We start from the raw sequence: 21372 nt of genomic DNA, 5'->3' as shown, positions 1-21372 counted from the left end.
CAACGAACCGTCATGGTCGCGCGCCTCATCTTTCAAACGGTGGTCTGGCTGGTGGGCATGGGCGCGCTGCTGTTCGGCGCGGCGGGCACCTTGGCATGGCCGGCGGGGTGGTGGTATGTGATCGAGTTGGGCGTGCTGAGCCTGTGGATCGGTTTGTGGCTGGCGCGCCATGATCCAGGCCTGCTCGCGGAGCGACTGTCGCCATTCGTGCAGGAGCAGCAAAGCCGCTGGGACCGCGTTTTCATGGTGAGCGTCTCGGTGGCGTGGTGCGGCTGGCTCGTCCTGATGGCGTTCGACTCAATGCGCTTTCACTGGACCGCGCCGTTGCCGGTGGCGCTGGTCAGCCTCGGCTCGCTCTGCGTGTTCCTCTGCCTCTTCATGTGCCGCTTCGTGTTCCAGGCCAATAGCTATGCCGCGCCGGTCGTGAAGATCCAGGCGAGCCGCGGACATAAAGTGATCGACACCGGTCTTTATGCGCATGTCCGTCATCCCATGTATTCCGCCGCGCTGCTGCTGTTCGTCGGCACGCCCTTGCTGCTGGGGTCGTGGTGGGGACTCGCCTTCGTGCCGGTCATGGTGATCGGCATCGGCTGGCGCGCGGTGCGCGAAGAGCGCGTGCTGGCCGCGCAACTCGACGGTTACACGGACTACATGGCGCGCGTGCGTTATCGCTTCGTGCCGTTCATCTGGTAGGGCGCATCGAACCGCCGTCTCCGCGCGCGTTTGCTCAGCTTGCATCAACCTGTCTAGACAAAACGAATTGCGCTTGCCGGTGTTGCGAAGCACGCCGTGCATCTTCCGCGCACTAAGAACTCCCCGCAAAGCCACGCCACGCTGCGTCGTCTAGGGGCTTACCCGATGATTCCGCCAATTTCTCGCAAATTCTCTTGCGACAGCTTTTTGACTCATGCAGACTTGTCTATACAAATTAAGCGGCGGTTAAACATCCGGCTCGACGGTTTCCTCAATCAAAGGAGTTTCGACGTGAAAGTGAAGCGCACGACGGCAGCAAAAGCATTGATCGGCGCCGTTTTCGGCGCCGCGGCAATTTTCGCGGCACCGGTGCAGGCCAAAGACTGGAAGACGGTGACGATCGCGCTCGAAGGCGGCTACGCGCCGTGGAATCTGACCTTGCCGGGCGGCAAGCTGGGCGGCTTCGAACCCGAACTGGTCGCCAACCTGTGCGAGCGCATCAAGCTGCAATGCAATCTCGTGGCGCAAGACTGGGACGGCATGATTCCCGGTCTGCAGGCGGGCAAGTTCGACGTCCTGATGGATGCGATCTCGATCACGCCGGAGCGTGAAAAGATCATCGCCTTCTCGAAGCCGTACGCCGCCACGCCTGCCACGTTCGCCGTGGCCGATGCGAAGGTGTTGCCCAAAGCCGCGCCGGGCTCGGCCGTCGTCAAGCTGTCGGGCGACCCGAAAGCCGACCAGCCGACCGTCGACGCCTTGCGCAAGCAGTTGAAGGGCAAGACCATCGGCATCCAGTCGGGCACGGTCTACACCAAGTTCATCAATGACGGCTTCAAGGACATTGCCACGATCCGCGTCTACAAGACCTCGCCCGAACGCGATCTGGATCTGGCCAATGGCCGCATCGACGCCTCGTTCGACGACGTGACGTACTACGCCGCCAACATCGACAAGAAAGAAACCGCGTCGATCGTGATGGCCGGCCCGAAGATCGGCGGCCCGATCTGGGGCCCGGGCGAAGGCCTCGCGTTCCGCAAGCAGGACGCCGACCTGAAAGCGAAGTTCGACACCGCGATCAGCGCCGCGCTCGCCGACGGCACCGTCAAGAAGCTCTCCGACAAGTGGTTCAAGACCGACGTCACGCCTTGATTCGCCTTCACGTTAAGAGGCAACGGCAGGCGCGTGGCGAAAACCAGCGCATGCCGGCCGGTTCGATCCGCCGCATTGGATGAAGATGAGAGGTAGGAAATGGCTCTGATACAGATGTTCGGCTTCGGGCCGGAAGGCTGGGGCGGCGTATTGCTGCTCGCGGCGTTGATGACGGTGGCGCTCACGCTCGCGGCGCTCGCGGTCGGCGCCGTGTTCGGCGCGCTGGTGGCGGCCGCCAAGCTGTCGCGTTTTCGTACGCTGCGCGTGGTCGGCGATATCTACACCACCGTGTTTCGCGGCGTGCCTGAACTGCTCGTCATCTACCTGTTCTATTTCGGCGGCTCGACGCTCGTCACGACCGTCGGCCAGTGGTTCGGCGCGGAGGGTTTCGTCGGCGTGCCGCCGTTCGTGGTCGGCGCACTGGCCGTGGGCATGATTTCAGGCGCGTATCAGGCCGAGGTGTACCGCTCGGCGGTACTGGCGGTGTCGCGCGGCGAACTCGAAGCGGCGCGCTCGATCGGCATGCCGACGCTGACCATGGCGCGGCGCATCCTGATTCCGCAAGTGCTGCGTTTCGCGTTGCCCGGCATCGGCAACGTCTGGCAATTGAGCCTGAAGGATTCGGCGCTGATCTCCGTGACGGGCCTCGCCGAATTGCTGCGCACGAGCCAGGTGGCGGCGGGTTCCACGCATCAGTACTTCACGTTCTTCGTAGTGGGCGGTGCGCTCTATCTGCTCATGACCAGCATCTCGAACCGGGTCTTCAACCGTGCCGAAGCGCACGTGGGCCGGTCCTTCAAGCGCAACTTCGCGCGTAACTGACGAGGGCGGCCATCATGCATTTCGACTTCGACTTTCTCTTCGACACGATCAAGCAACTGCTCGGGGCCGTGCCGACCACGCTCGGCCTGTTCTTCTGCTCGCTGATTCTCGGCGGCCTGCTCTCGCTCGTGATCGTCACGATGCGCGTGTCGCCGCACTGGCTGCCGAATCGCTTCGCACGCGCTTATATCCTCGTGTTCCGCGGCTCGCCGCTGCTGATCCAGATGTTCCTCGTGTACTACGGCATGGGCCAGTTCGGGGTGATACGCGAGAGCTTCCTGTGGCCGGTGCTGCGCGAGCCCTACATGTGCGCGGTGTTGTCGCTCGCGCTATGCACGGCCGGCTATACCGCCGAGATCATTCGCGGCGGTTTGATGGCCGTGCCGGTCGGTCAGATCGAGGCAGGTTATTCGATCGGCCTGTCGGGCTTCGCGTTGCTGCGCCGCGTGATCGGCCCGATCGCCTTGCGCCAGTGTCTGCCGGCGTATTCGACTGAAGCGGTGCTGCTCGTCAAATCGACGGCGCTGGCGAGTCTCGTCACCGTGTGGGAAGTCACCGGCGTTGCGCAACAGATCATTCAGCAAACCTATCGCACGACGGAAGTCTTCATCTGCGCCGCGCTGATCTATCTGTTCCTGAATTTCGTCATCGTGCGGCTGCTCGGCATGCTCGAAACGCGTCTGTCGCGCCATCTGCGCGCGGCGCGTCCGCAGGCCGCGGCGAACCGCCCGGTTTCCGCCACCACCGAAGCACGCCGCGCCGCGCCCTGAACGGCCGCCCATCCTGGATGAATCTGGAGAATCCCATGAACGCTACGGCACCCGTTGCACTGTCGGTCAAGAACATTCACAAATCGTTCGGCGACCATCACGTGCTCAAAGGCATTTCGCTCGACGCCCATCAAGGCGACGTGATCTCGATTCTCGGCGCGAGCGGCTCGGGCAAGAGCACCTTCCTGCGCTGCCTGAATCTGCTCGAAACACCCGACGACGGCTCGGTTTCGCTCGCCGGCGAAGAGTTGAAAATGAAGCGCCGCGGCGACGGCAAACTGCAACCGAGCGACCGCCGCCAGGTGGACCGGGTGCGCTCGCAACTCGGCATGGTGTTCCAGAACTTCAATCTCTGGTCGCATATGACGGTGCTGGAAAATCTGATCGAAGGGCCGATGCGCGTGCAAAAACGCAGCCGCGCCGAGTCGGTGGAAGAGGCGGAAGCGCTGCTCGCGAAAGTCGGTCTCGCGGAAAAGCGCGGCCACTATCCGGCGCATCTTTCAGGCGGTCAGCAGCAACGCGTGGCGATTGCGCGCGCATTGGCGATGCATCCGAAAGTGATGCTGTTCGACGAACCGACGTCGGCGCTCGATCCCGAACTGGTGGGCGAAGTGTTGCGCGTGATGCGCTCGCTGGCCGAAGAGGGCCGCACCATGCTGGTCGTCACGCACGAAATGGGTTTCGCGCGCCATGTGTCGAATCGCGTGATGTTCCTGCACCAGGGGCAAGTGGAAGCCGACGGCACGCCCGACGAAGTGTTCGTCGAATGCAAGTCGGATCGGTTCCGGCAATTCGTTTCGAGCCATCAGGACCGCACCACCAACTGATCAGCATCACCAGATAACCTACCAAGCAGAGCACTGACATGGCCGTGATCCGTTCCGATCGTCCTCTCGACTGGGCTCAGGTGGCAGCGGTTGCCGCCGGCGAGCCGCTTGAACTTTCCGCCGGCGCCCGCGCGCGCATCGCGGCGGCGCGTGTGCTCGTCGAACAGATCGTCGAGCGCGGTATTCGCGCGTATGGCGTGAATACCGGCGTAGGCGCGCTGTGCGACGTGATCGTCTCGCCCTCCGAACAGCGCACGTTGTCGCGCAACATTCTGATGAGCCACGCGGTCGGCGTCGGCGCGCCGCTTGGTGTCGCCGAAACGCGCGCGATCATGGCGGCGGCCGTCAATAACTTCGCGCACGGCCACTCGGGTATTCGCCTCGAAGTCGCGGACCAGCTGGTGGCGCTGCTCAACGCGGATTGCCTGCCGGAAGTGCCGGCGTTCGGCTCGGTCGGTTATCTGAGCCACATGGCGCATATTGCGCTCGTCTGCATCGGCGAGGGCTACGTGCGCTTTCGCGGCGAACGGCTCAAAGGACGCGACGCGCTGCAACGCCTCGGGCTCGAGCCGCTCGTGCTCGAAGCCAAGGAAGGGCTGAGTCTGGTCAACGGCACGCCGTGCGTCACGGGTCTCGCCGCGCTGGCGCTCGCGCGCGCCGAACGCCTGCTCGACTGGACCGATATGGTCGCCTCGATGAGCTTCGAGAATCTGCGCGGCCAGCTCGCGGCTTTCGACGAAGATTCGCTGGCCTTGCGCATCTCGCCGGGGCTGAACCTGGTCGGCGGGCGGATGCGCGCCGCGTTGGCCGACAGCGGCATTCTCGCGGCGGTGGTCGGTCAGCGTACGCAAGACCCGCTGAGCATGCGGACCATTCCGCACGTGCACGGCGCCGCGCGCGACGTGCTCGCCGCGACCGCCGACGTGGTGAATCGCGAGCTCGCCTCGATTACCGATAACCCGATCGTAGCCGGCACGCCGGAAGAGCCACGCGTGTATTCGCAGGCGCACGCGGTGGGCGCCTCGATCGCGCTGGCAATGGATAGTCTCGCCACCGCGATCGCACAAGTCGCCGCGATGGCCGAGCGGCGCCTCGACCGTCTCGTCAATCCGCTGGTGAGCGGCCTGCCGGCGTTTCTCGCCGAGCCGGGCGGTACCTGTTCCGGCTTCATGATCGCGCAGTACACTGCGGCGTCGCTGGTCGCGCAGAACCGGCGGCTCGCGCTGCCCGCGAGTCTCGACGGCGGCATCACTTCGGCTTTGCAGGAAGATCACCTGTGTCATGCCACGCCCGCCGCGCTGAAGGCGCTGGAAATCATCGACAACGCCGGGCGCATCGTCGCGATCGAACTGCTGGCGGCGGCGCAAGCCTACGACCTGCAAAGTATCGACGCGCCGCGCGCACCGCACACCGGAGCGCTGTGGCAGCGCGTGCGCCGCGCCGTGCCGACCTATCGCGACGACCGTCCGCTCGCGGACGACATGAGCGTCGCCTTTCGCATGATCGCCGACGAAGCGCCGCCGCCGTTGCCGAACCCTGGTAACATTGGCCCTCGGCCGGTCAGGTCCGTCGACGGCGCGGAGATGATGGCGCCGGCAACGCTTACGAATCTGGCGGCCGCGGGCCACGTCCGCGCGGCCGCGAGCATCGCCGTCAACGACGGGCAGGCCGCCGCGCACATGGCATGACTCGGACGATGCCGGCGAGCGGGCTTACCCGCCGGCGAGCCGGCCAAGGTGTACCAACCAAGTACAACCCGCGTACCACCCACGAGGTCGGAGTGAACACAACTACAAACGCGCGAATCGCGGAGACGCAGGACCGCCCTGATCGCGGCCAGGAGACACCCGCGAAAGCCATGCCTGCCTATGAGCAGATCAAACGCTACGTGATCAGGCGCATCAGCGAAGGGGACTGGAAGCCCGGCGGGTTGATCCCGTCCGAAACGGAACTGGTGAAGGAATTCGGCGTCGCGCGCATGACGGTGTCGCGCGCGCTGCGCGAATTGACCACCGAACGCGTGCTCACGCGCGTGCAAGGCTCCGGCACATTCGTCGCGCCACAGCGCTACGAATCGACGGTGCTGGAAATCCGCAACATCGCCGACGAAATCGCCGCGCGCGGTCACCGCCATTCGGCGCGTGTGCTGACGCTCGAACCGAGCGACGACCCGCAGGCGCTCGAAGCGCTCGGTCTCGCCAGCGGACCGGCGTTTCATTCGTGCATCGTGCACAGCGAGGAGGGCGAGCCGATCCAGTACGAGGACCGCTACGTCAATCCGAAGGTGTTCCCCGATTATCTGGAGCAGGACTTCACGATCGAGACGCCGAATCACTACATGGTGCGGCTCGCGCCGATTCAGCGCGCCGAGTTTCGCATCTATGCGCAGAAGCCCGACGCCTATGTGCGCCGGCATCTGTTGATGGATATCGGCGAGCCGTGCCTGCAACTATGGCGCCGCACGTGGGTGGGCGACGACGTGGCGACGTCGGTGCAGTTGTGGCACCCGGCGTCGCGTTTTCATCTTGCGGGCAACGTCTAACGTAGTACGACGCGTGCCGCGTTTTCAACCCTGGCGTTGCGACAGATCCGGCGAGAAGCGGCAGCCTAGCCGATAGCGCGACCCAGGGTGCACGAAACGCGCGAACGTGACCGCCACGCCGCTCGTCCACGTGCGGCGCATCAGCGTAAGGCACGGTTCCTCCGCACGGATTTCGAGCAGTTCGGCTTCGGCGCGCGTGGGCAGGCCGGCATCGACCACGTGCTCGACGTCGTGCGCCGGCACGATGTCGAACAGATATTCCGACGGCCTCACCGCCGAAAAATCCTGCAGCAGAAAATCCGGCGCGACGGCCGGATTCACAAACCTATCCTCGAGCTGCACCGGCAAGCCGTTCTCGCGATGCACGCAGATCACATGAAATACCGAAGCACCCGGCGCGAGCCCTAACGCGTTCGATACCATCACGGACGCCGTTTCGCGTTGCGACAGGACCGTGTCGCAGCGGTATTCATGGCCCCGCGAGCGGATCTCGTCGCCGATATGGGCGATCATCAGCAGCGTCGATTGCGGCTTGCTTTGCGCGACGAAGGTGCCGACACCTGAGACTCGCGTTACCAGTCCTTCTTCGGCGAGTTCACGCAGCGCGCGGTTGACGGTCATGCGCGACACGCCGAGCGTTGCCACCAGATCGAGTTCCGACGGCAGACGGTCGCCCGCCCGGCGCTCGCCCGATTCGATGATGTGACGGATATGGCTCTTGACCTGTTCGTAGCGCGCGGCCGGCGCGTCGGCCGCGGCGCGTGCGGCTTTCATGGCCGACGCGGGAAGCGGCTTGTCGTGGGTGCGGCTGCGAACGGTGGAGGACATCGGCGGCCCTTGCGTCAGCGTCCGCGTGAAGCAGGCGGAAACCGGCGCGTGTTCATAGCGGTTGCGCTTCGTCGGGGCCGCGCGTCCAGAACGCGTTGCGGTCGAAGTAGTTTTGCAGGAACTGCCGCAAGCGCGGCTGCCCTGCATCGTGAAAGACATCGCGCGGTTTGCCTTGCACGGCGATCCGGCCTTGATCGATGAACATGACTTTGTCCGCGACCTGCGCGGCAAAGCCCATTTCATGCGTGACCACCGCCATCGTCATGCCGTCGCGCGCGAGCTGCTTCATCACTTGCAGCACTTCGCCGACCAGTTCCGGATCGAGCGCCGAGGTCGGCTCGTCGAACAGCATGATGTGCGGCTCCATGGCGAGCGCGCGCGCAATCGCCACACGTTGTTGCTGGCCGCCCGAAAGCTTGGCCGGATACGCGTCGCCCTTGTGTCCGAGGCCGACCGTTTCGAGCATCGCGTTGGCGCGGCGGCGCGCTTCATCGCGTGATAGATGCCGTACACGCAGCAACGATTCCATCACGTTGCCGAGCGCCGTCATATGCGGCCACAGATTGAACTGCTGAAACACCATGCCGACGTTGCGCCGCACGCGGTTGATTTCGCTTTGCGACGCGCGCACGCGTTTGCCGTTGCGCTCGCTATAGCCGAGCAGTTCGCCTTCGATGCGCACGTCGCCCTGATCGTAGGTTTCGAGCGCGGCGAGGCAGCGCAGCAGCGTGCTTTTGCCCGAGCCCGACGGCCCGATGATGCACACCACTTCGGAGCGCGCGATCTCGAGATCGACACCGCGCAGCACTTCGACTTCACCGAAGCGTTTGCGCAAATCGCGCACTTCGATCAGCGGCTCGCCGGACGATGGTCCGACGGTAGCGGTGGATGCGGAAGAGGGCATGTCGGCGATGGCGTTCATAAGAGGCTCCCGTTTCCGTTCATGCCATGAAGCGCGCGATGCGGGCCTCGGCCCACATGCCCGCGCGCGAAGTCAGTTCGACCAGCGCGAGATAGCACACACACAGCACCAGCAGCGTTTCGACGAAAGCAAAGGTGGCCGAGCCGATGCCGGTCAGCACGAACGTGAGTTCGGGCACGGTGACGATGGACAGCACGGCCGTCTCCTTGCTCAGCACTATAATCAGATTGGTCAGCGCGGGCACGATCAGCACGAGCATTTGCGGCACCTGAATGCGCACGACCGCCTGCCAGCGCGTGAGGCCAAGACACGACGCTGCTTCCAGATGACCCGGCGGCACGGATTGAAAGCCAGAGCGAAAGGCTTCGGCGAAATACGCGCTGCCGTAAAGGCCCAGACCGAGCACGCCGGCGGTCATCGGTTCGAGCGTGAGCCCGAAGGACGGGCCGCCGTAATACAGCAGAAAGAGTTGCACGAGAAACGGCGTGCCGCGAAACAGTTCGATATAGAAGCGCAATATGCCGCGCACCCAGCGTCCGCAAAAGAGTTGCAGCACGGCAATCAGAAAGCCGATCAGGATGCCGATCGCGACGCCCGCGGCCCAGGTGCCGAGCGTCGTGGCGAGGCCCGCGGCGATCGGCTGCAGGTTGTGCGTGATGACGGTGGGATCGAGCTTTTGCATGGCGTGGTGTCGATGTCGAACTCAGGCGTGCTGCAAGCGGTATTCGGCGGCGTGCGCGACGAGCGCGAGCGCACCGCAGATCACGAAGTAGATCAGCCCGGCCGCGACGTACGCTTCGAGCGGCCGATAGGTGCTGGCCGCAATGTTCTGCGCAGTGCGTGTCAACTCGGCCACGCCCACCACCGAGATCAGCGACGAAGCCTTGATCAGAAGCACCATTTCATTGACGAGCGAGGGCAGCGTCAAACGGAACGCTTGCGGCACGAGAATGCGGCGCAGCATGTCGAACGGCGACAGCCCGAGCATGCGCGCGGCTTCGAGATGGCCTGGCGGAACGCTGAGAAAACCGCCGCGCAATATTTCGGCGATATACGACGCGGAGCACAACGACACCGCGCTGAGCGCCGCCACGATCGGCGACACGTTGATGCCCGCGAACGGCAACAGGTAATACACGAGCAGCAACTGCACCAGCATCGGCACGCCGCGAAAGAAGAACACATAGGCGCCGCCGAACATGCGCGCCGCGCGGTTCGGCGAGAGCCGCGCCGCGCATACGCCGATCGCGACGAAGAAACCGATCAGGAGACCCGTCAGCGAAATGCCGATGGTGGCGAGCGCCGCATGCAGCAGCAGCGGCAAGCCCTGGAGGAAGACGGTCGTGCTGAACATAAGCGTCGCACTCGCTGGAACGGGGAGGGCGATGCGGCTCGTGGCAAAGGCCGCATCGCGTGCATCAAGACACGTGCAACATCAGTCGATCAATAGTTCGGCGCGGGCATGGTCGTCGGCGCGTCCATTGCGACACCGAACCATTTCTTCTGCAACGCGGCGAGGCGTCCGTCGCTATGCATTTTCACGAGCGCGGCGTTGAAGGCATCGGCGAGCGGCTTGCTGTCCGCGTCTTTACGCAGGCAGTAAGCGAAGTACACCTTTGCGCCGAACGGCGGCTGCACCACGGCGAACGTCTCCGGGCGCTGCTTGGCCACGTACGCGATGTTGGTCATGGAGTTCGCGACCGCCGCGATGCGACCGGCGGCGAGATCGGCGTAAGCCTGATTGTTGTCGACGTATTCGCGGATTTCAGGCGGCTTCGGCAACGTGGCGACATAGGCCTTCAACTGGTCGAGTTGCGCCGAGCCCTTGCCCGCGCCGACCGTCTTGCCCGCGATATCCGACGATTGCTTGACTGACGTATCGTTCGCGCGTTTGAGCAGCGCGTCGGTGGCGTCCGCGATCGGCAGCGTGTACGTGTAGCGCTCCATGCGCGCCTTGGTGACGGTGAGCGGGCCGCCGACCATGTCGAACTTGCCGGCTTCCAGACCCGGCAACACGCTCGGCCACGGCAAGTCGATAAAGCGCACCTTCACGCCCATTTCCTTGCCGACCTCGGCGAACAGATCCTTGTTGAAGCCCGCTTGCTGACCGTTTTCGAGGAAGTCGAAGGGCGCGAACTGCATCTCGGTGCCGACCACCAGTTCGCCGGCTTTCTTCACTTTGGCGAGCTGGTCTTCCGCGTGGGCGGTGACGCTTGCCGCGCACAACGCCAGCATGACCAAACGACAATTCCAGCCTGCAAGGATGCTCATGGGATTCTCCGGTTGGCAAAGCGGTGCCGCGCGCAAGGGGTGCCCGAATCGAGTCCGGTCGGGTTCGGCGCGAGTCATGCGAGGCAGTATATACCGCAGTTTTCGCCCGAAATAAATAAACGCGCGAGTAGAGAAAAGCCCTTATACGAAGCGCTGCAAAGCAACTTGCGGGTACGCTTTTGGCGGTATATACAACTGCAATGCATGAGGCGGGAACGCGTCTTCCCGCAGACGATTCAAGCGCCACCTTTCATCTGCCGATTCAGCCGGACTTTCAGGAGCAGCGCGATGCCCGTGACCCGTATTCCGATCATCGATCTCGCCGGCGTACGCGCGGGCGACCCGCAGGCTTTTCCGCGCGTGGCGCGGGAAATCCGTGAAGCGTGCACGACGATCGGCTTCTTCTACATCGTCAATCACGGCGTGCCGCAGGCGTCGATCGATGCCGCCGCGCAGGCCGCCCGCAACTTCTTCGCGTTTCCGGTGGAGACCAAGCGGCGCGCGGCGGTCAATCAGCGGCACCGCGGCTTCAACGCGCTTGGCGACGCGACCATGTACCAGGCCAAGCGTCCCGACTACAAGGAGTTTTTCAGCATCGGCCTCGAGTTGCCGGAGGACGACCCCGACGTGCTGGCCGGCCAGGCGTTGCGCGGACCGAACAATTGGCCGGACTTCATGCCGGAGTTGCGTCCTGCGCTGTATGGCTACTACGAGGCGGTCGCCGCATGCGGCGCCGATCTGCTGCGCGCGGTGGCGGTGAGCCTCGGCGTCGATGAGCAATTCTTCGCGCCGCGTTATACGAAACGGATGCAGCGCACGCAGATGGTCTACTATCCGCCGCAGCCGCCCCAATCGGACGAAGATCAGTTCGGCGTCGCGCCGCATACCGACTACGGCTGCATCACGCTGCTGTGGCAGGATCAGGTGGGCGGCCTGCAGGTGCGCGAAATCGCCAACGATACGTGGGTGGACGCACCGCCGGTCGACGGCAGCTTCGTGGTCAACGTCGGCGATCTGCTGGCGCGCTGGACCAATGACCGCTTCCGCTCCACCTTGCACCGTGTGATCAACACATCGGGACGCGAGCGTTATTCGATCGCGACGTTTTATGATCCGACGTACGGCGCGCTGGTCGATCCGCGCGATCTCGGTACGAGTAACGCCGATCTCAAGTATCAGCCGGTCGCCGCGGGCGACTATATTCTCGGGCGTATCAACGACTCGATGGGCTATCGGAAGAAACACGCCGTTGAAGGCGCGCAAGGAACCACTGCATGACAGACAACAGAACGGCGAATCACGCAGCGCCGCTTGCCGCGACACTCGACGCGCTGCGCGCCGCGCTCGGTGAAGACAGCGTACGCGTGGGCGAGCAGATCGGCGAACGCGCCATGACCGACTGGACGCGTCACGAACCGACGCGACCCGCCGCCTTACTGCTGCCGCGCACCACGGAGCAGGTGTCGCGGGCGCTCGCCATTTGCCATGCGGCTCATCAGCCGGTGGTGCCGCAGGGCGGCATGACCGGCCTCGCGGGCGGCGCGATTGCGCGCGCCACGGATATTGCGTTGTCGCTTGAACGGCTGGACGGTGTCGAAGAAGTGGATGCCGCGTCGGCCACGCTGACCGTGCGCGCCGGCACCACGTTGCAAGCCGCGCAGGAAGCCGCCGCTGAAGCCGGCTTCGAACTCGCGCTCGATCTCGGCGCGCGCGGTTCCTGCCAGATCGGCGGCAATCTCGCGACCAACGCGGGCGGCAACCGGGTGATTCAGTCGGGCACCGCGCGCGACCAGGTGCTCGGTCTCGAGGTCGTGCTGGCCAATGGCGACGTGCTCACGTCGCTCGGCAAGATGGTCAAGAACAATACCGGCTATGACCTGAAGCACTGGTTCATCGGCTCGGAGGGCACGCTCGGCGTGATCACGCGCGCGGTATTGCGACTGCATCCGCAGCGTGCCGCGCGCCATACGGCGCTAGTCGCGCTCGACGGCTACGACGCCGCCGTGAATCTGCTGCGCCGTTTGTCGACGCGCTTCGGCAACGATATCGGCGCGTTCGAAATCATGTGGCCGGACTTCTACGACTTCGGCGTGAAGCTGACCGGCACGCGCTCGCCATTCGACAACGCGCATCCGCTCTATGCGCTGATCGAACACGCCAGCTTCGATTCGGCCGACGACGGCGAGCGTTTCTCCGCCGCGCTGACCGAAGCGCTCGACGCGAGTGCGATCCGCGACGCGGTGATCGCGCAGTCGGTGGCCGACGTGCGCGCGCTATGGGCGATTCGCGAATGCACCGCGGAGTTTCCGGTGCGGCTCGACGCGATCAATTTCGACGTGAGCCTGCCGATCGGCGAGATCGGCGTCTTCGTGGAGCGCTGTCGCGCAGCGCTCGATCAGCGCTGGCCGGGCAACGCGTCGTATTTCTTCGGGCATATCGGCGACTCGAATCTGCATGTCACGGTGGACGGCCATTCGATCCCCGGCGTCGATCATCACGCGGTGTACGCGTTCGTCTATGACATGCTCGGGCCGTTACATGGTTCGGTGTCGGCGGAACACGGCATTGGTTTGCTCAAGCGCGAGTTCTTGCCGATCTCGCGCTCGCCGGCGGAGCTGGCGGCAATGGCGGCGATCAAACATGCGCTCGACCCGCACGGCATTCTGAATCCGGGCAAGCTGTTTTGACCGCGCTACGCCGCCACCAGCTTCAATGCGTGGCGACGGAATCCAGCCCGGTCGATCTGACAGCAGCTTGAGCGTCGGGAGAGGCGAGGTAGTCGAGCAGCGCTTTCGCTTCTTTCGGATGCTGTGCACCGACCGGAATCCCCGCGGCGTAGCGCGTGACCGATTGCACCGACTCCGGAATCTTCCCGACGAAGCTGGCGCCCGCGACCGGCAGCAATTCGCTGACCTGCTGGAATCCCACTTCGTAATCACCGTTGGCAACGACCGACGCAACCGGAATCTTCGGCACCATCTTCGCCTTGGCCTTCACCTGATCTTCGATGCCGAGCCGCTTGAAGAGCTCGCGCTCGATATAGACGCCGCTGGCGCTGTCCGAGTAAGCGATGGATTTCGCATGCAGCAAGGTCTCTTTCAGCGCATCGACCGAACCGATGTCCGGCTTCGGCGCACCGTCGCGCACGGCCATGCCGATGCGCGAGTCCGCCAGTTCGACGCGCGAGCCGGGCATCACTTTGCCTTGCTTGATCAGATCGTCGAGCGCGTAACCGACCATGATGACCACGTCCGCGTGTTCGCCGTGTTCGAGGCGGTTCGGAATGGCTTCCGGCGATTGGCCCATCGACGGCCCGAGTATCGTGTCGAGCGTATTGCCCGTCGACGCCGAGAACTTGGGACCGAGCAGTTTATAGGCGGCGGTGAAGCCGCCCGAACTCATGACATGAAGCTCCGCCGCCTGCACCTGCGAGGCGGCAACCGCGTTGCCCAGCAAGCCGGCAGTCAATACGGACAGAAGGAATGTTTTCATTGGCGTAAGCATGAAGGTCTAAGGTGCACGATAGCGTTGCAGGGTATAGACCATACATGAACGGCAGCCAAACGAGAACCCGCCGAATGCTGTTGAAACCCGGCGTGTGAGCGAGACGTAAGGAAGGCGCGCGTGGCTCGCGCGCGCCTTTCAGATACCGCCTGCGCGCTACCTCAATGCGCGTCCAGATACTTCACGATCACCGGATAGACATCCACCGCGGCATTCTTCCCGAAGATGCAGTCGATGTGTCCATAGCCGGGAATAATGGTCCGCTCGTAAGGCTGCTCGGGGAAACGCTTGACCAGCATGTCATACGTGAGCTGCGTGCTGACCGGCAGATAGGTTTCGTTTTTATCGCCGTGGATGAACCCGATCGGCAGGCGCATGCCTTCCAGTCCTTTCATGCCATCGGTGCCTGTGAGATAGACGTCCTTGCCTTCGGCATCGACCACCTTGTGTGCTCTCACCATCGCGGCCAGATGCTTGAATACGCCGACGTCGTGCACGCCGAGTATTTCCTGCAGATTCGCATGCAGCGTCTGGTTCAACTGCTCGTGTTCGTAGAGCAGGCCGTACAGGAAGGTCGCGCGGTGGCAGATCGGATTGCCGCAACCCTCTTTGTGATTGAGCGGGTAGAACTTGAGCGCTTCATCGAGCAGGTTCTGCGGCCATGACTTGTGTTCCGTATAGGCGGTCACGTCGAGTACGCCGAGATGTTGCATGATGTCGGGAATATGCAGGCCGGCCTTGATCTTCTCCAGCGTGCCGGGCACCGGATGCGCCGACACCTGCGAGATGACCACCGAGCGCACGCCTTCGAGTCCGTACAGCAGCGACATGCTCAGCGCCACGCCACCCATGCAGTGGCCGAGCACCTGAATCTCCGGCACGCCGGTCAATTCGCGGATCTTGGCGACCGCCGACGGAATGTCCTCGCGCGCCACCTTGTCGACGTTGGTCGGCACGAACACGCTCGGCATTTCGATGCTGACGCGCAGATCCACGAGCCACACGTCGTAGCCGGCGGCGAAAAGATACTCGACCATGTTGGTCGCGATCAGGTCGGTGGAGTAGATGCGGCTCGATACGCCCGAGCCGTGAATCAGCAGCACCGGACGCGCCGCTTTGCGCGCGGGGTCGTGATAGCGCGTGAGCCTGAGCTTCGTGCCATCGGGCGTATCGAAGAAAACGATTTGCGGCGCCGGCGCACGCAACGCGCGCTTCAGACGCGGCTCCGCTTTCGGGTCGAAATACTGCAAGGGCGCGGCCACGCCGCCGTATTCGGTGAACAGCACGCCCGCAAAAAACTTGCCGAATTTCAGGGTCCATTCGAGACGTGTCTTGAGATCGGGTGCGTGGGTGACTTCGAGCGTGCGTTGCTGCTTGAGGAAATTCTCGGGCGTGATGATTAGCGTCGCCTTGCCGAGCAGCGGCGCACCGGCTTGCGCCGACTCGCGAACCTCCGCGTAGAGTGTGTTGGTCTGCTCCCACAGATTGATCGGCGAAGTGCGCGTGATGATCTTCCTGCCGCTCAGGAAGTACGTCTTGCCTTCAGTGGCATTGAGCGTCATGCGGTAGTTCATGTTGCGCTCGTCGACGTCCGATTCGTTGACCACGAACAGATTGAAGGTGCCGTCGGAGATCGTCATGGGCTGCGCGGAGAGCGCGGGGCAGGTCAGCGTGCCGGCCGTTTGCGCCAGATGCTGCGGATTGCTGAGCATGTCGGCGAGATCTTCCGATTCGACGGTCAGCGTGAACTCCATCGGGCTTGTGGCCGCTTCGCCTGCCACGTTCGGCGTGTAGGTGCCGACCATCGTTTCGGTGAAGTGCAGGCCGATCTTCTGCGGCGAGGACGGCGTCAAGGACGACGACGCGGCCTGCGGCGTCGGCGCGGGCGGCAAGCTCGGCGTGGCGGGCGCGCCCTCGGCCGGCGCGGCGTTCAGCGGATGCGTGGCCAGCAGCAGTTCGCAATTGCGTTCGGCCAGCGCGGAAATCGTCAGGAGCGGATTGACGCCGAGCGACATCGGCATGACGGCGCCGTCCATCACGTACAGGCCGTCGTGCACCGCGTTGCCCGTGGCGCCGCTGAACACGCGGCCCATGTGGTCGACCACCCCGTGCCCGGCGTCCTCGCCCATGCCGCAGCCGCCGAGCGGATGCACGGTGACGGTGCGGTTGCCGAGAATATCGGTGGAAATGGGATTGCGCATGTATTTGCCGCCGAGCGGCACGGTCGCCTGCTTGAGCACTTCTTCGACCGCCAGGAAGATCGGCTGCTTGCCGGCGTTCTCCCACACGATGCGCGGCTGGCCTTTGTCGTCCACGTCGATCTCGCCGTTTTCGTCGTCATGCGCCATGACGAGGTAGCTTTGCGTGTGATGGAGCGCGCCGTGATAGGGGCCGCGCAGAAAGCTGGTGGCCACGCGCGCGTCGTAAGCGAGCTGTTCGGCGACGGAGCGCGGCGCGACATCCACGCCTTCGAGCGGCGCGGCGGCGCCGAGCAGGCCGACCAGCGCCGCGCCCACCGGGCCGGCGAGCGAGCCTTCTTCGATCACATAGCCGTCTCTGACGTTCGGGGTGCCGCGATGGTCGATGAGGCCGGTAATGGTCGGCCCGACCGGAGGAATCTCGCCCTTCTCGTGCGCGCCCCAGCCGACGCCGTTGATCACCGGCTCGGTGTTGTAGGCGAAGGCGAGCACGTCGCCATTGCCGGTGAAGTGCTTGCCGAGCACGCCGGAGACGCTCAGCCCCTGCTTGCGCGAGCGCAACAGCAACGCGGTCGAGCCGATCGTACCGGCCGACACGATGACGATATCGGCACTCACGAACAGATCGGGCGCGCCGAAGCTTTCGCGCCCGAGGCTCACCAGCTGGTAACCCACGATCCATTTCCCGGTGGCCGCGTCGCGCAGCACCGAATGGACGGCGGTACCCGTGAAAATCTGCGCGCCGTGCGCGACGGCGTCGGGCAGATAGTTCATGTGCGTCGAATTCTTCGCGTCGTAATTGCAGCCGGAATTGCAGTCGCCGCAGCCGACGCAAGCCTTCTGCTCGACCCCTGCGGCATTCGTGCGGTCCTTGAAGGTGACGGTGATGTCCGGGCGCGAGAACTCGGCTTTCATACCGAGCGCCTGCGCCGACAGTTCGAGCGCCTGCAGTTTCGGCAGTGTCGGATAGCTGTCGGGCACCGGCGACGGTTGCAGCATCTCACGGGCGAGCGCATAGCCTTTGTCGCGGCCCGCCTTGTCGGCGCGCAACGCGGCCGGCCAGCGTGGGTCGTCCCACAGGCGCGGGTCGGCTTCGAGCGCGACGTTTGCGTTGATCAGCGAGGTGCCGCCGAGACCGCAGCCGACCACCGCGTTCACATCGTCGTTCACATGCACTTCGAGCAACGCCAGCGGTGAGCCGATATGCGCCAGCGCCGTGTTGTATTGCACCTCCTCGGTGCCCTGAAACGGCGTGCGGGGAAATTCCCCGGCCATGAATTCGCGCCCGCGTTCGAGCACGCACACCCGGCGCCCGGCGCGCGCCATGCGGGACGCGGCAATCGCGCCGCCGTAGCCGGAACCCACCACAACCACGTCGTAATGCGATTGGATTGCAGTTACGACGCTCGATAAGCGGTTCATCACGACCACCTCGTCTGGAATGGAATGCGGGGAGAGACAACCGGGACTTCGGAAGCAAGACGGCGTGCGGCGACGGCTTTTTTATCCTAGGCGGTGCGCGCGCACAAAAAAAGGCGCATCGTATGTGGCGCGCGGGCCTGCTGTGCCGCGTGCGCGGCGTCGCGAGGCGGCGCGAGCGGCGGGCGCTGGCCCGGCCACGTGCTATTACGCGGCCGCTTCATTCATTTCGCTGTCGCTCGATTCGGCGGCGAGCAGGTTCAGCGCGAGCAGAATCGCCGGGCGATTGTCGACGTCGATCTCGATGCCGAGCACGTCCGTGAGCCAGCGGCCGATCTTGGTATTGGAAAAATCTTCGGCGCCGGCCGTCTTCTTCATGGTGACGCCGAGCTTGACGGCGCGATAGTGATACGAGGGCACACGATGCTGCGCTGCGACTGCCGACAGACCGCCTTTACCTTCCGAGCACCAGCCGAGGCTGCCGGCCAGCACGATCCGCTCCGGTTCGTCGAGGCTTTCGATAAAGGCGCGCGCCGAGTACCGTACGCGCTGTTCGTCGAGGCCGTATTGCAGCAGCACGCTTTCCACCGGATCTTCCAGCGCTTGCGCGTGCAGATCGATTTCCTGCGCCATGCCGTCGTTTTCCATCGATACGTTGCGCTGATGGCCGGCGCTGCGCAGGCAGTCGATCAGGTAGCGGCGGAAATACGCGCACAATGCGTAGCCGTTGGACGGCGCGCTGTCGGCGCAGGCATGGGTTTCCGTATGGCCGGGCGCGAGGCGCAGCACTTTCGCGTAGATGAACTGGGCGACCAGTTCCTCCTTGTCCTCGCCGAGCGCCTGCAGCTCGAGCGGGTGATAGGTCCGCAAGGCCCGCTTGACCAGTTCGACCATCGACACCATTTCGTCGCCGGACAACCGGGTACGCCGGCGCCACAAATCCGGCAGGATCGCATCGTCGAGATTGCGGACGAACTCGTGGCTCGGAACTGCGCCCATGAAAACCTCCATAAGGGGAAAGGCCAGGGAGCGCGGTGAGCCTGAACTGCAGGCGGGATGTGGATGTTGAAGCGGTGAGGCCGCGCTGGAATGTGAAGCCAGTATGGTTTCCAACGGCGGCTTCGCCTATATGGATTAAGTGGTAGCTGATGGGTAAACTGCCGGGTAAACCATCCGACAAAGTGCATCTTATTCGTCTGAAGAGAAACGGGATGCATTGGACCATTGCATCGCACTGCGGCTACGCAGTTGCATCGCAGACGTAGAGCCACGCCGTATCCGAAGTGTCCGATGCGGTTCACGCCGCTTGCGTCGCCGCGCTTCCGATCCACATAACCGAATTTGCCGTGCAATGCGCGGTGCATGGGACCGGAGTAAGTGCTCTGCATGGGATCGGAGTAACGCGCTAACGCGCGAACCCCGATCGACAGCTCAGGCGCTAATTCCGATCGACAAAAGGAGACCGCGCGATGCGGGCCGACCCGATCCAGCGTGCCATCGACGAAGACCTGGTGCGCGTGTTGTACGCGCAGGATCCGATTGCATTCTTTTCGCACTGGTTTTCGATCGCGGTGCTGGTGGCGATTTACTGGCCGAAAATCCCGTCGCCGCCGCTGTTCATCGCGTGCTTCGGTTTCTATGCCGCGGCCAACTGCGCCGGCCTCGCGCTCTGGGTCTGTAACCGCCGTTACCCGAAACTCGTCTCGCCGCGCGGCTGGATCATTCTGCACGCGGTGCGCGGCATGCTGCTTTACAGCGGGCCGGGCATCGCCGTGTGGTTCGCGTTCCAGAGCCCGCAATCCGACCTGCCGCTGCTGCACACGGTCATGCTCGTCACGCTGGCCGCAGGCGTGTTCATGTCGAATGGCTTCGACCTGCTGAATTTCTCGACCTCGATTCCGTTTCTGCTGTTTCCGTCGATCGTCATGCATTTCGGCACGCATACGTTCGACCGCACGATTCTCGCCATCGTCCTCGCGTTTTTCTTTTGCGCGATCAACGTCTACGCGTTGAGTTATCGCAAGCTGTTCCAGCAGGTCGTGCAGGCGCGCGTCGATCAGCAGTATCTGGCGGAGTCGCTGGCCGCGCAAAAACGCGTGGCCGAAGAGGCGAGCCTCGCCAAGACGCGCTTTTTCGCGGCCGCCAGTCACGACTTGCGCCAGCCGCTCCATGCGATCGGCCTGCTCGCGGCCTCGCTCAACGACACGGCGGCGACGCCCGTGCAGCACGCGAAGACCGCCGAGCACATCGTCTACAACGTCGAGGCGTTGAACCAGTTGTTCAACCAGGTGCTCGATCTGGCGCGGCTCGAAAGCGGCGTGACCCAGGTGATCCGGCTGCATTTCCGGCTGTCCGAACTGTTCGAGCGGGTCGGCAGCCAGTATCGTCCGCAGGCGGCCGCCAAAGGGCTGGCGCTGCGCATCGCGCCGACCACGATGGTCGTGCACGACGATCCGGTGCTGCTCGAACGCGTGCTGAGCAATCTGCTGTCGAACGCCGTGCGTTATACCGAAGACGGCGCGATCTGGCTGGGCCTGCGCCGCGCCGGGCGGCAAACGGGCGGCTTTATCGAAGTGCGCGACTCGGGCATCGGCATTCCCGTGGAGGAGCACGCGCGCATCTTCGAGGAGTTCTATCAGGTCGCCAATCCGCAACGCGACGCGCGCCAGGGTCACGGCCTCGGCTTGCCGACGGTGAAGCGGCTGGTCAGCATGCTCGGCGGCGAGTTGCAACTGCGCTCGGCGCCGGGCCGCGGGTCGGTGTTCCGCTTTCCGGTGCAGGCGGGCGATCCCGGCGGCATCGTCGCGAGCCTGAACGAAGCGGTGGCCGGCGGTCCGTCGGCGCAAGGGCGGCGCGTGCTGTGCATCGACGACGATCCGTCGATTCTCGAAGGCCTCGTCAGTCTGCTGGGCCGTTGGGGTTGCAGCGTGCTCGGCGCGCGCGACGAAGTCGATGCGCTCGCCGCGCTCGAAGGCGGCTTCGTGCCCGATGCCGTGCTATGCGATTACCAGTTGGCGAATCACCGCACCGGCGCGCAGGCGCTCACCGCCGTGCGCAATGTGCTCGCGCGCGCGGGGCACGACAACGTGGTGACGCTGCTGATCACGGGCGACATGGCGTCGGCGGAACTGGCGGCGCTCGCCTTGCAGGGGATTCCGGTGCTCCATAAACCGGTCACGCCGGCGCGCTTGCGGCGCACGCTGGAGATGCTGTGGCAGCAGGCCGAGCAGGACAAGGGGCGGGCGGCCGCCGCGCTGGAATTACGCGTGGACCAAACGGGACATGAAGCGGGCGGCCGGCCGGTCAGTGGGGTGACGCGGGTTGCTGAGATCGTGCCGCAAGGCGAAGCGAGAATCGGAGTGCAGAGCCAGACCCAAAGCCAGACCCAAAGCACCCAGTCGCAGAGCGCACCGCAAAAGTAGAG

The 21372-nt window shown here is 64.2% G+C and carries 18 protein-coding genes; 10 read left to right on the top strand and 8 right to left on the bottom strand.

Annotated elements, in window-relative coordinates; all coding sequences use genetic code 11:
* Positions 1-12 precede the first annotated feature (12 nt).
* The 7 genes from ACQKRQ_RS36695 (at position 13) to hutC (ACQKRQ_RS36665) (ending at position 6806) form a co-directional block, all read left to right on the top strand.
* Entirely contained in the window at positions 13-693 is a 681-nt protein-coding gene (locus ACQKRQ_RS36695) for a methyltransferase family protein (RefSeq protein WP_408286083.1), read from the top strand.
* 291 nt (positions 694-984) lie between these two features.
* Positions 985-1845, top strand: a complete 861-nt coding sequence (locus ACQKRQ_RS36690) for a transporter substrate-binding domain-containing protein (RefSeq protein WP_132382789.1) — start codon at positions 985-987, stop codon at positions 1843-1845.
* 99 nt (positions 1846-1944) lie between these two features.
* Positions 1945-2667 carry an ABC transporter permease gene (locus tag ACQKRQ_RS36685; RefSeq protein WP_427482516.1) on the top strand — a complete coding sequence of 241 codons (723 nt, stop codon included), beginning with the start codon at positions 1945-1947 and terminating at the stop codon, positions 2665-2667.
* Positions 2668-2681: 14 nt separating this feature from the next.
* Positions 2682-3437 (top strand): ABC transporter permease, encoded by a 756-nt coding sequence (locus tag ACQKRQ_RS36680; protein WP_106280534.1) that lies wholly within the window; start codon positions 2682-2684, stop codon positions 3435-3437.
* A gap of 35 nt (positions 3438-3472) precedes the next feature.
* Positions 3473-4264, top strand: a complete 792-nt coding sequence (locus tag ACQKRQ_RS36675; RefSeq protein WP_012426714.1) for an ABC transporter ATP-binding protein — start codon at positions 3473-3475, stop codon at positions 4262-4264.
* 38 nt (positions 4265-4302) lie between these two features.
* Entirely contained in the window at positions 4303-5952 is a 1650-nt protein-coding gene (locus ACQKRQ_RS36670) for an HAL/PAL/TAL family ammonia-lyase (protein ID WP_132382793.1), read from the top strand.
* Between the two features lie 92 nt (positions 5953-6044).
* Positions 6045-6806: a histidine utilization repressor gene (gene hutC, locus ACQKRQ_RS36665; protein ID WP_132382795.1), complete on the top strand. Its 762-nt coding sequence runs from the start codon at positions 6045-6047 to the stop codon at positions 6804-6806.
* A 24-nt stretch (positions 6807-6830) separates the two neighbouring features.
* On the opposite strand, the gene hutC (ACQKRQ_RS36660) is transcribed toward hutC (ACQKRQ_RS36665), so the two are convergent.
* The 5 genes from hutC (ACQKRQ_RS36660) to ACQKRQ_RS36640 all read right to left on the bottom strand — a co-directional run bounded on the left by hutC (ACQKRQ_RS36660) (position 6831) and on the right by ACQKRQ_RS36640 (position 10827).
* Positions 6831-7634: a histidine utilization repressor gene (hutC, locus tag ACQKRQ_RS36660; protein WP_408178445.1), complete on the bottom strand. Its 804-nt coding sequence runs from the start codon at positions 7632-7634 to the stop codon at positions 6831-6833.
* A 52-nt stretch (positions 7635-7686) separates the two neighbouring features.
* Entirely contained in the window at positions 7687-8556 is an 870-nt protein-coding gene (locus ACQKRQ_RS36655; RefSeq protein WP_132382799.1) for an amino acid ABC transporter ATP-binding protein, read from the bottom strand.
* Positions 8557-8575: 19 nt separating this feature from the next.
* A complete protein-coding gene (locus ACQKRQ_RS36650) occupies positions 8576-9238 on the bottom strand; it encodes an amino acid ABC transporter permease (RefSeq protein ID WP_132382801.1) in 663 nt (220 codons plus the stop codon).
* Between the two features lie 21 nt (positions 9239-9259).
* On the bottom strand, positions 9260-9910 hold the full coding sequence (locus ACQKRQ_RS36645; RefSeq protein WP_106280544.1) for an amino acid ABC transporter permease: 651 nt from the start codon (positions 9908-9910) through the stop codon (positions 9260-9262).
* An 89-nt stretch (positions 9911-9999) separates the two neighbouring features.
* A complete protein-coding gene (locus ACQKRQ_RS36640) occupies positions 10000-10827 on the bottom strand; it encodes a transporter substrate-binding domain-containing protein (protein WP_427482512.1) in 828 nt (275 codons plus the stop codon).
* 288 nt (positions 10828-11115) lie between these two features.
* Between ACQKRQ_RS36640 and ACQKRQ_RS36635 the strand changes: the two genes are divergently transcribed.
* Together ACQKRQ_RS36635 and ACQKRQ_RS36630 are read left to right on the top strand one after the other, a co-directional pair.
* Complete coding sequence (locus ACQKRQ_RS36635; protein ID WP_427482510.1) at positions 11116-12105, top strand: isopenicillin N synthase family dioxygenase; 990 nt, start codon at positions 11116-11118, stop codon at positions 12103-12105.
* Complete coding sequence (locus tag ACQKRQ_RS36630) at positions 12102-13514, top strand: FAD-binding oxidoreductase (protein WP_427482508.1); 1413 nt, start codon at positions 12102-12104, stop codon at positions 13512-13514. The genes ACQKRQ_RS36635 and ACQKRQ_RS36630 overlap by 4 nt, the downstream gene beginning before the upstream one ends.
* A gap of 22 nt (positions 13515-13536) precedes the next feature.
* On the opposite strand, the gene ACQKRQ_RS36625 is transcribed toward ACQKRQ_RS36630, so the two are convergent.
* The 3 genes from ACQKRQ_RS36625 to ACQKRQ_RS36615 all read right to left on the bottom strand — a co-directional run bounded on the left by ACQKRQ_RS36625 (position 13537) and on the right by ACQKRQ_RS36615 (position 18947).
* Positions 13537-14319 carry a substrate-binding domain-containing protein gene (locus ACQKRQ_RS36625; protein ID WP_132382811.1) on the bottom strand — a complete coding sequence of 261 codons (783 nt, stop codon included), beginning with the start codon at positions 14317-14319 and terminating at the stop codon, positions 13537-13539.
* Between the two features lie 173 nt (positions 14320-14492).
* Positions 14493-17951 (bottom strand): alpha/beta fold hydrolase, encoded by a 3459-nt coding sequence (locus tag ACQKRQ_RS36620; RefSeq protein WP_427482506.1) that lies wholly within the window; start codon positions 17949-17951, stop codon positions 14493-14495.
* 204 nt (positions 17952-18155) lie between these two features.
* Entirely contained in the window at positions 18156-18947 is a 792-nt protein-coding gene (locus ACQKRQ_RS36615) for a hypothetical protein (RefSeq protein WP_132382814.1), read from the bottom strand.
* A 470-nt stretch (positions 18948-19417) separates the two neighbouring features.
* On the opposite strand from ACQKRQ_RS36615, the gene ACQKRQ_RS36610 reads away from it, so the two are divergent.
* Positions 19418-21370: an ATP-binding response regulator gene (locus ACQKRQ_RS36610; protein ID WP_427482504.1), complete on the top strand. Its 1953-nt coding sequence runs from the start codon at positions 19418-19420 to the stop codon at positions 21368-21370.
* The last annotated feature ends 2 nt before the right edge of the window (positions 21371-21372 follow it).

The sequence above is a fragment of the Paraburkholderia sp. NPDC080076 genome (assembly GCF_050281145.1).
Taxonomy (GTDB): Bacteria; Pseudomonadota; Gammaproteobacteria; order Burkholderiales; family Burkholderiaceae; genus Paraburkholderia.
Note: the sequence above shows the minus strand (reverse complement) of the source record. Positions and strands in the feature narration are given on the sequence as shown.

What these genes read in the sequence shown, in the direction of transcription:
- ACQKRQ_RS36695 (WP_408286083.1), top strand. Translation starts at nt 13, where the DNA reads ATGGTCGCGCGCCTCATCTTTCAAACGGTGGTCTGGCTGGTGGGCATG.
- ACQKRQ_RS36685 (WP_427482516.1), top strand. Translation starts at nt 1,945, where the DNA reads ATGGCTCTGATACAGATGTTCGGCTTCGGGCCGGAAGGCTGGGGCGGC.
- ACQKRQ_RS36680 (WP_106280534.1), top strand. Translation starts at nt 2,682, where the DNA reads ATGCATTTCGACTTCGACTTTCTCTTCGACACGATCAAGCAACTGCTC.
- ACQKRQ_RS36675 (WP_012426714.1), top strand. Translation starts at nt 3,473, where the DNA reads ATGAACGCTACGGCACCCGTTGCACTGTCGGTCAAGAACATTCACAAA.
- ACQKRQ_RS36670 (WP_132382793.1), top strand. Translation starts at nt 4,303, where the DNA reads ATGGCCGTGATCCGTTCCGATCGTCCTCTCGACTGGGCTCAGGTGGCA.
- hutC (WP_408178445.1), bottom strand. Translation starts at nt 7,634, where the DNA reads ATGTCCTCCACCGTTCGCAGCCGCACCCACGACAAGCCGCTTCCCGCG.
- ACQKRQ_RS36655 (WP_132382799.1), bottom strand. Translation starts at nt 8,556, where the DNA reads ATGAACGCCATCGCCGACATGCCCTCTTCCGCATCCACCGCTACCGTC.
- ACQKRQ_RS36650 (WP_132382801.1), bottom strand. Translation starts at nt 9,238, where the DNA reads ATGCAAAAGCTCGATCCCACCGTCATCACGCACAACCTGCAGCCGATC.
- ACQKRQ_RS36645 (WP_106280544.1), bottom strand. Translation starts at nt 9,910, where the DNA reads ATGTTCAGCACGACCGTCTTCCTCCAGGGCTTGCCGCTGCTGCTGCAT.
- ACQKRQ_RS36640 (WP_427482512.1), bottom strand. Translation starts at nt 10,827, where the DNA reads ATGAGCATCCTTGCAGGCTGGAATTGTCGTTTGGTCATGCTGGCGTTG.
- ACQKRQ_RS36635 (WP_427482510.1), top strand. Translation starts at nt 11,116, where the DNA reads ATGCCCGTGACCCGTATTCCGATCATCGATCTCGCCGGCGTACGCGCG.
- ACQKRQ_RS36630 (WP_427482508.1), top strand. Translation starts at nt 12,102, where the DNA reads ATGACAGACAACAGAACGGCGAATCACGCAGCGCCGCTTGCCGCGACA.
- ACQKRQ_RS36625 (WP_132382811.1), bottom strand. Translation starts at nt 14,319, where the DNA reads ATGAAAACATTCCTTCTGTCCGTATTGACTGCCGGCTTGCTGGGCAAC.
- ACQKRQ_RS36620 (WP_427482506.1), bottom strand. Translation starts at nt 17,951, where the DNA reads ATGAACCGCTTATCGAGCGTCGTAACTGCAATCCAATCGCATTACGAC.
- ACQKRQ_RS36615 (WP_132382814.1), bottom strand. Translation starts at nt 18,947, where the DNA reads ATGGGCGCAGTTCCGAGCCACGAGTTCGTCCGCAATCTCGACGATGCG.
- ACQKRQ_RS36610 (WP_427482504.1), top strand. Translation starts at nt 19,418, where the DNA reads ATGCGGGCCGACCCGATCCAGCGTGCCATCGACGAAGACCTGGTGCGC.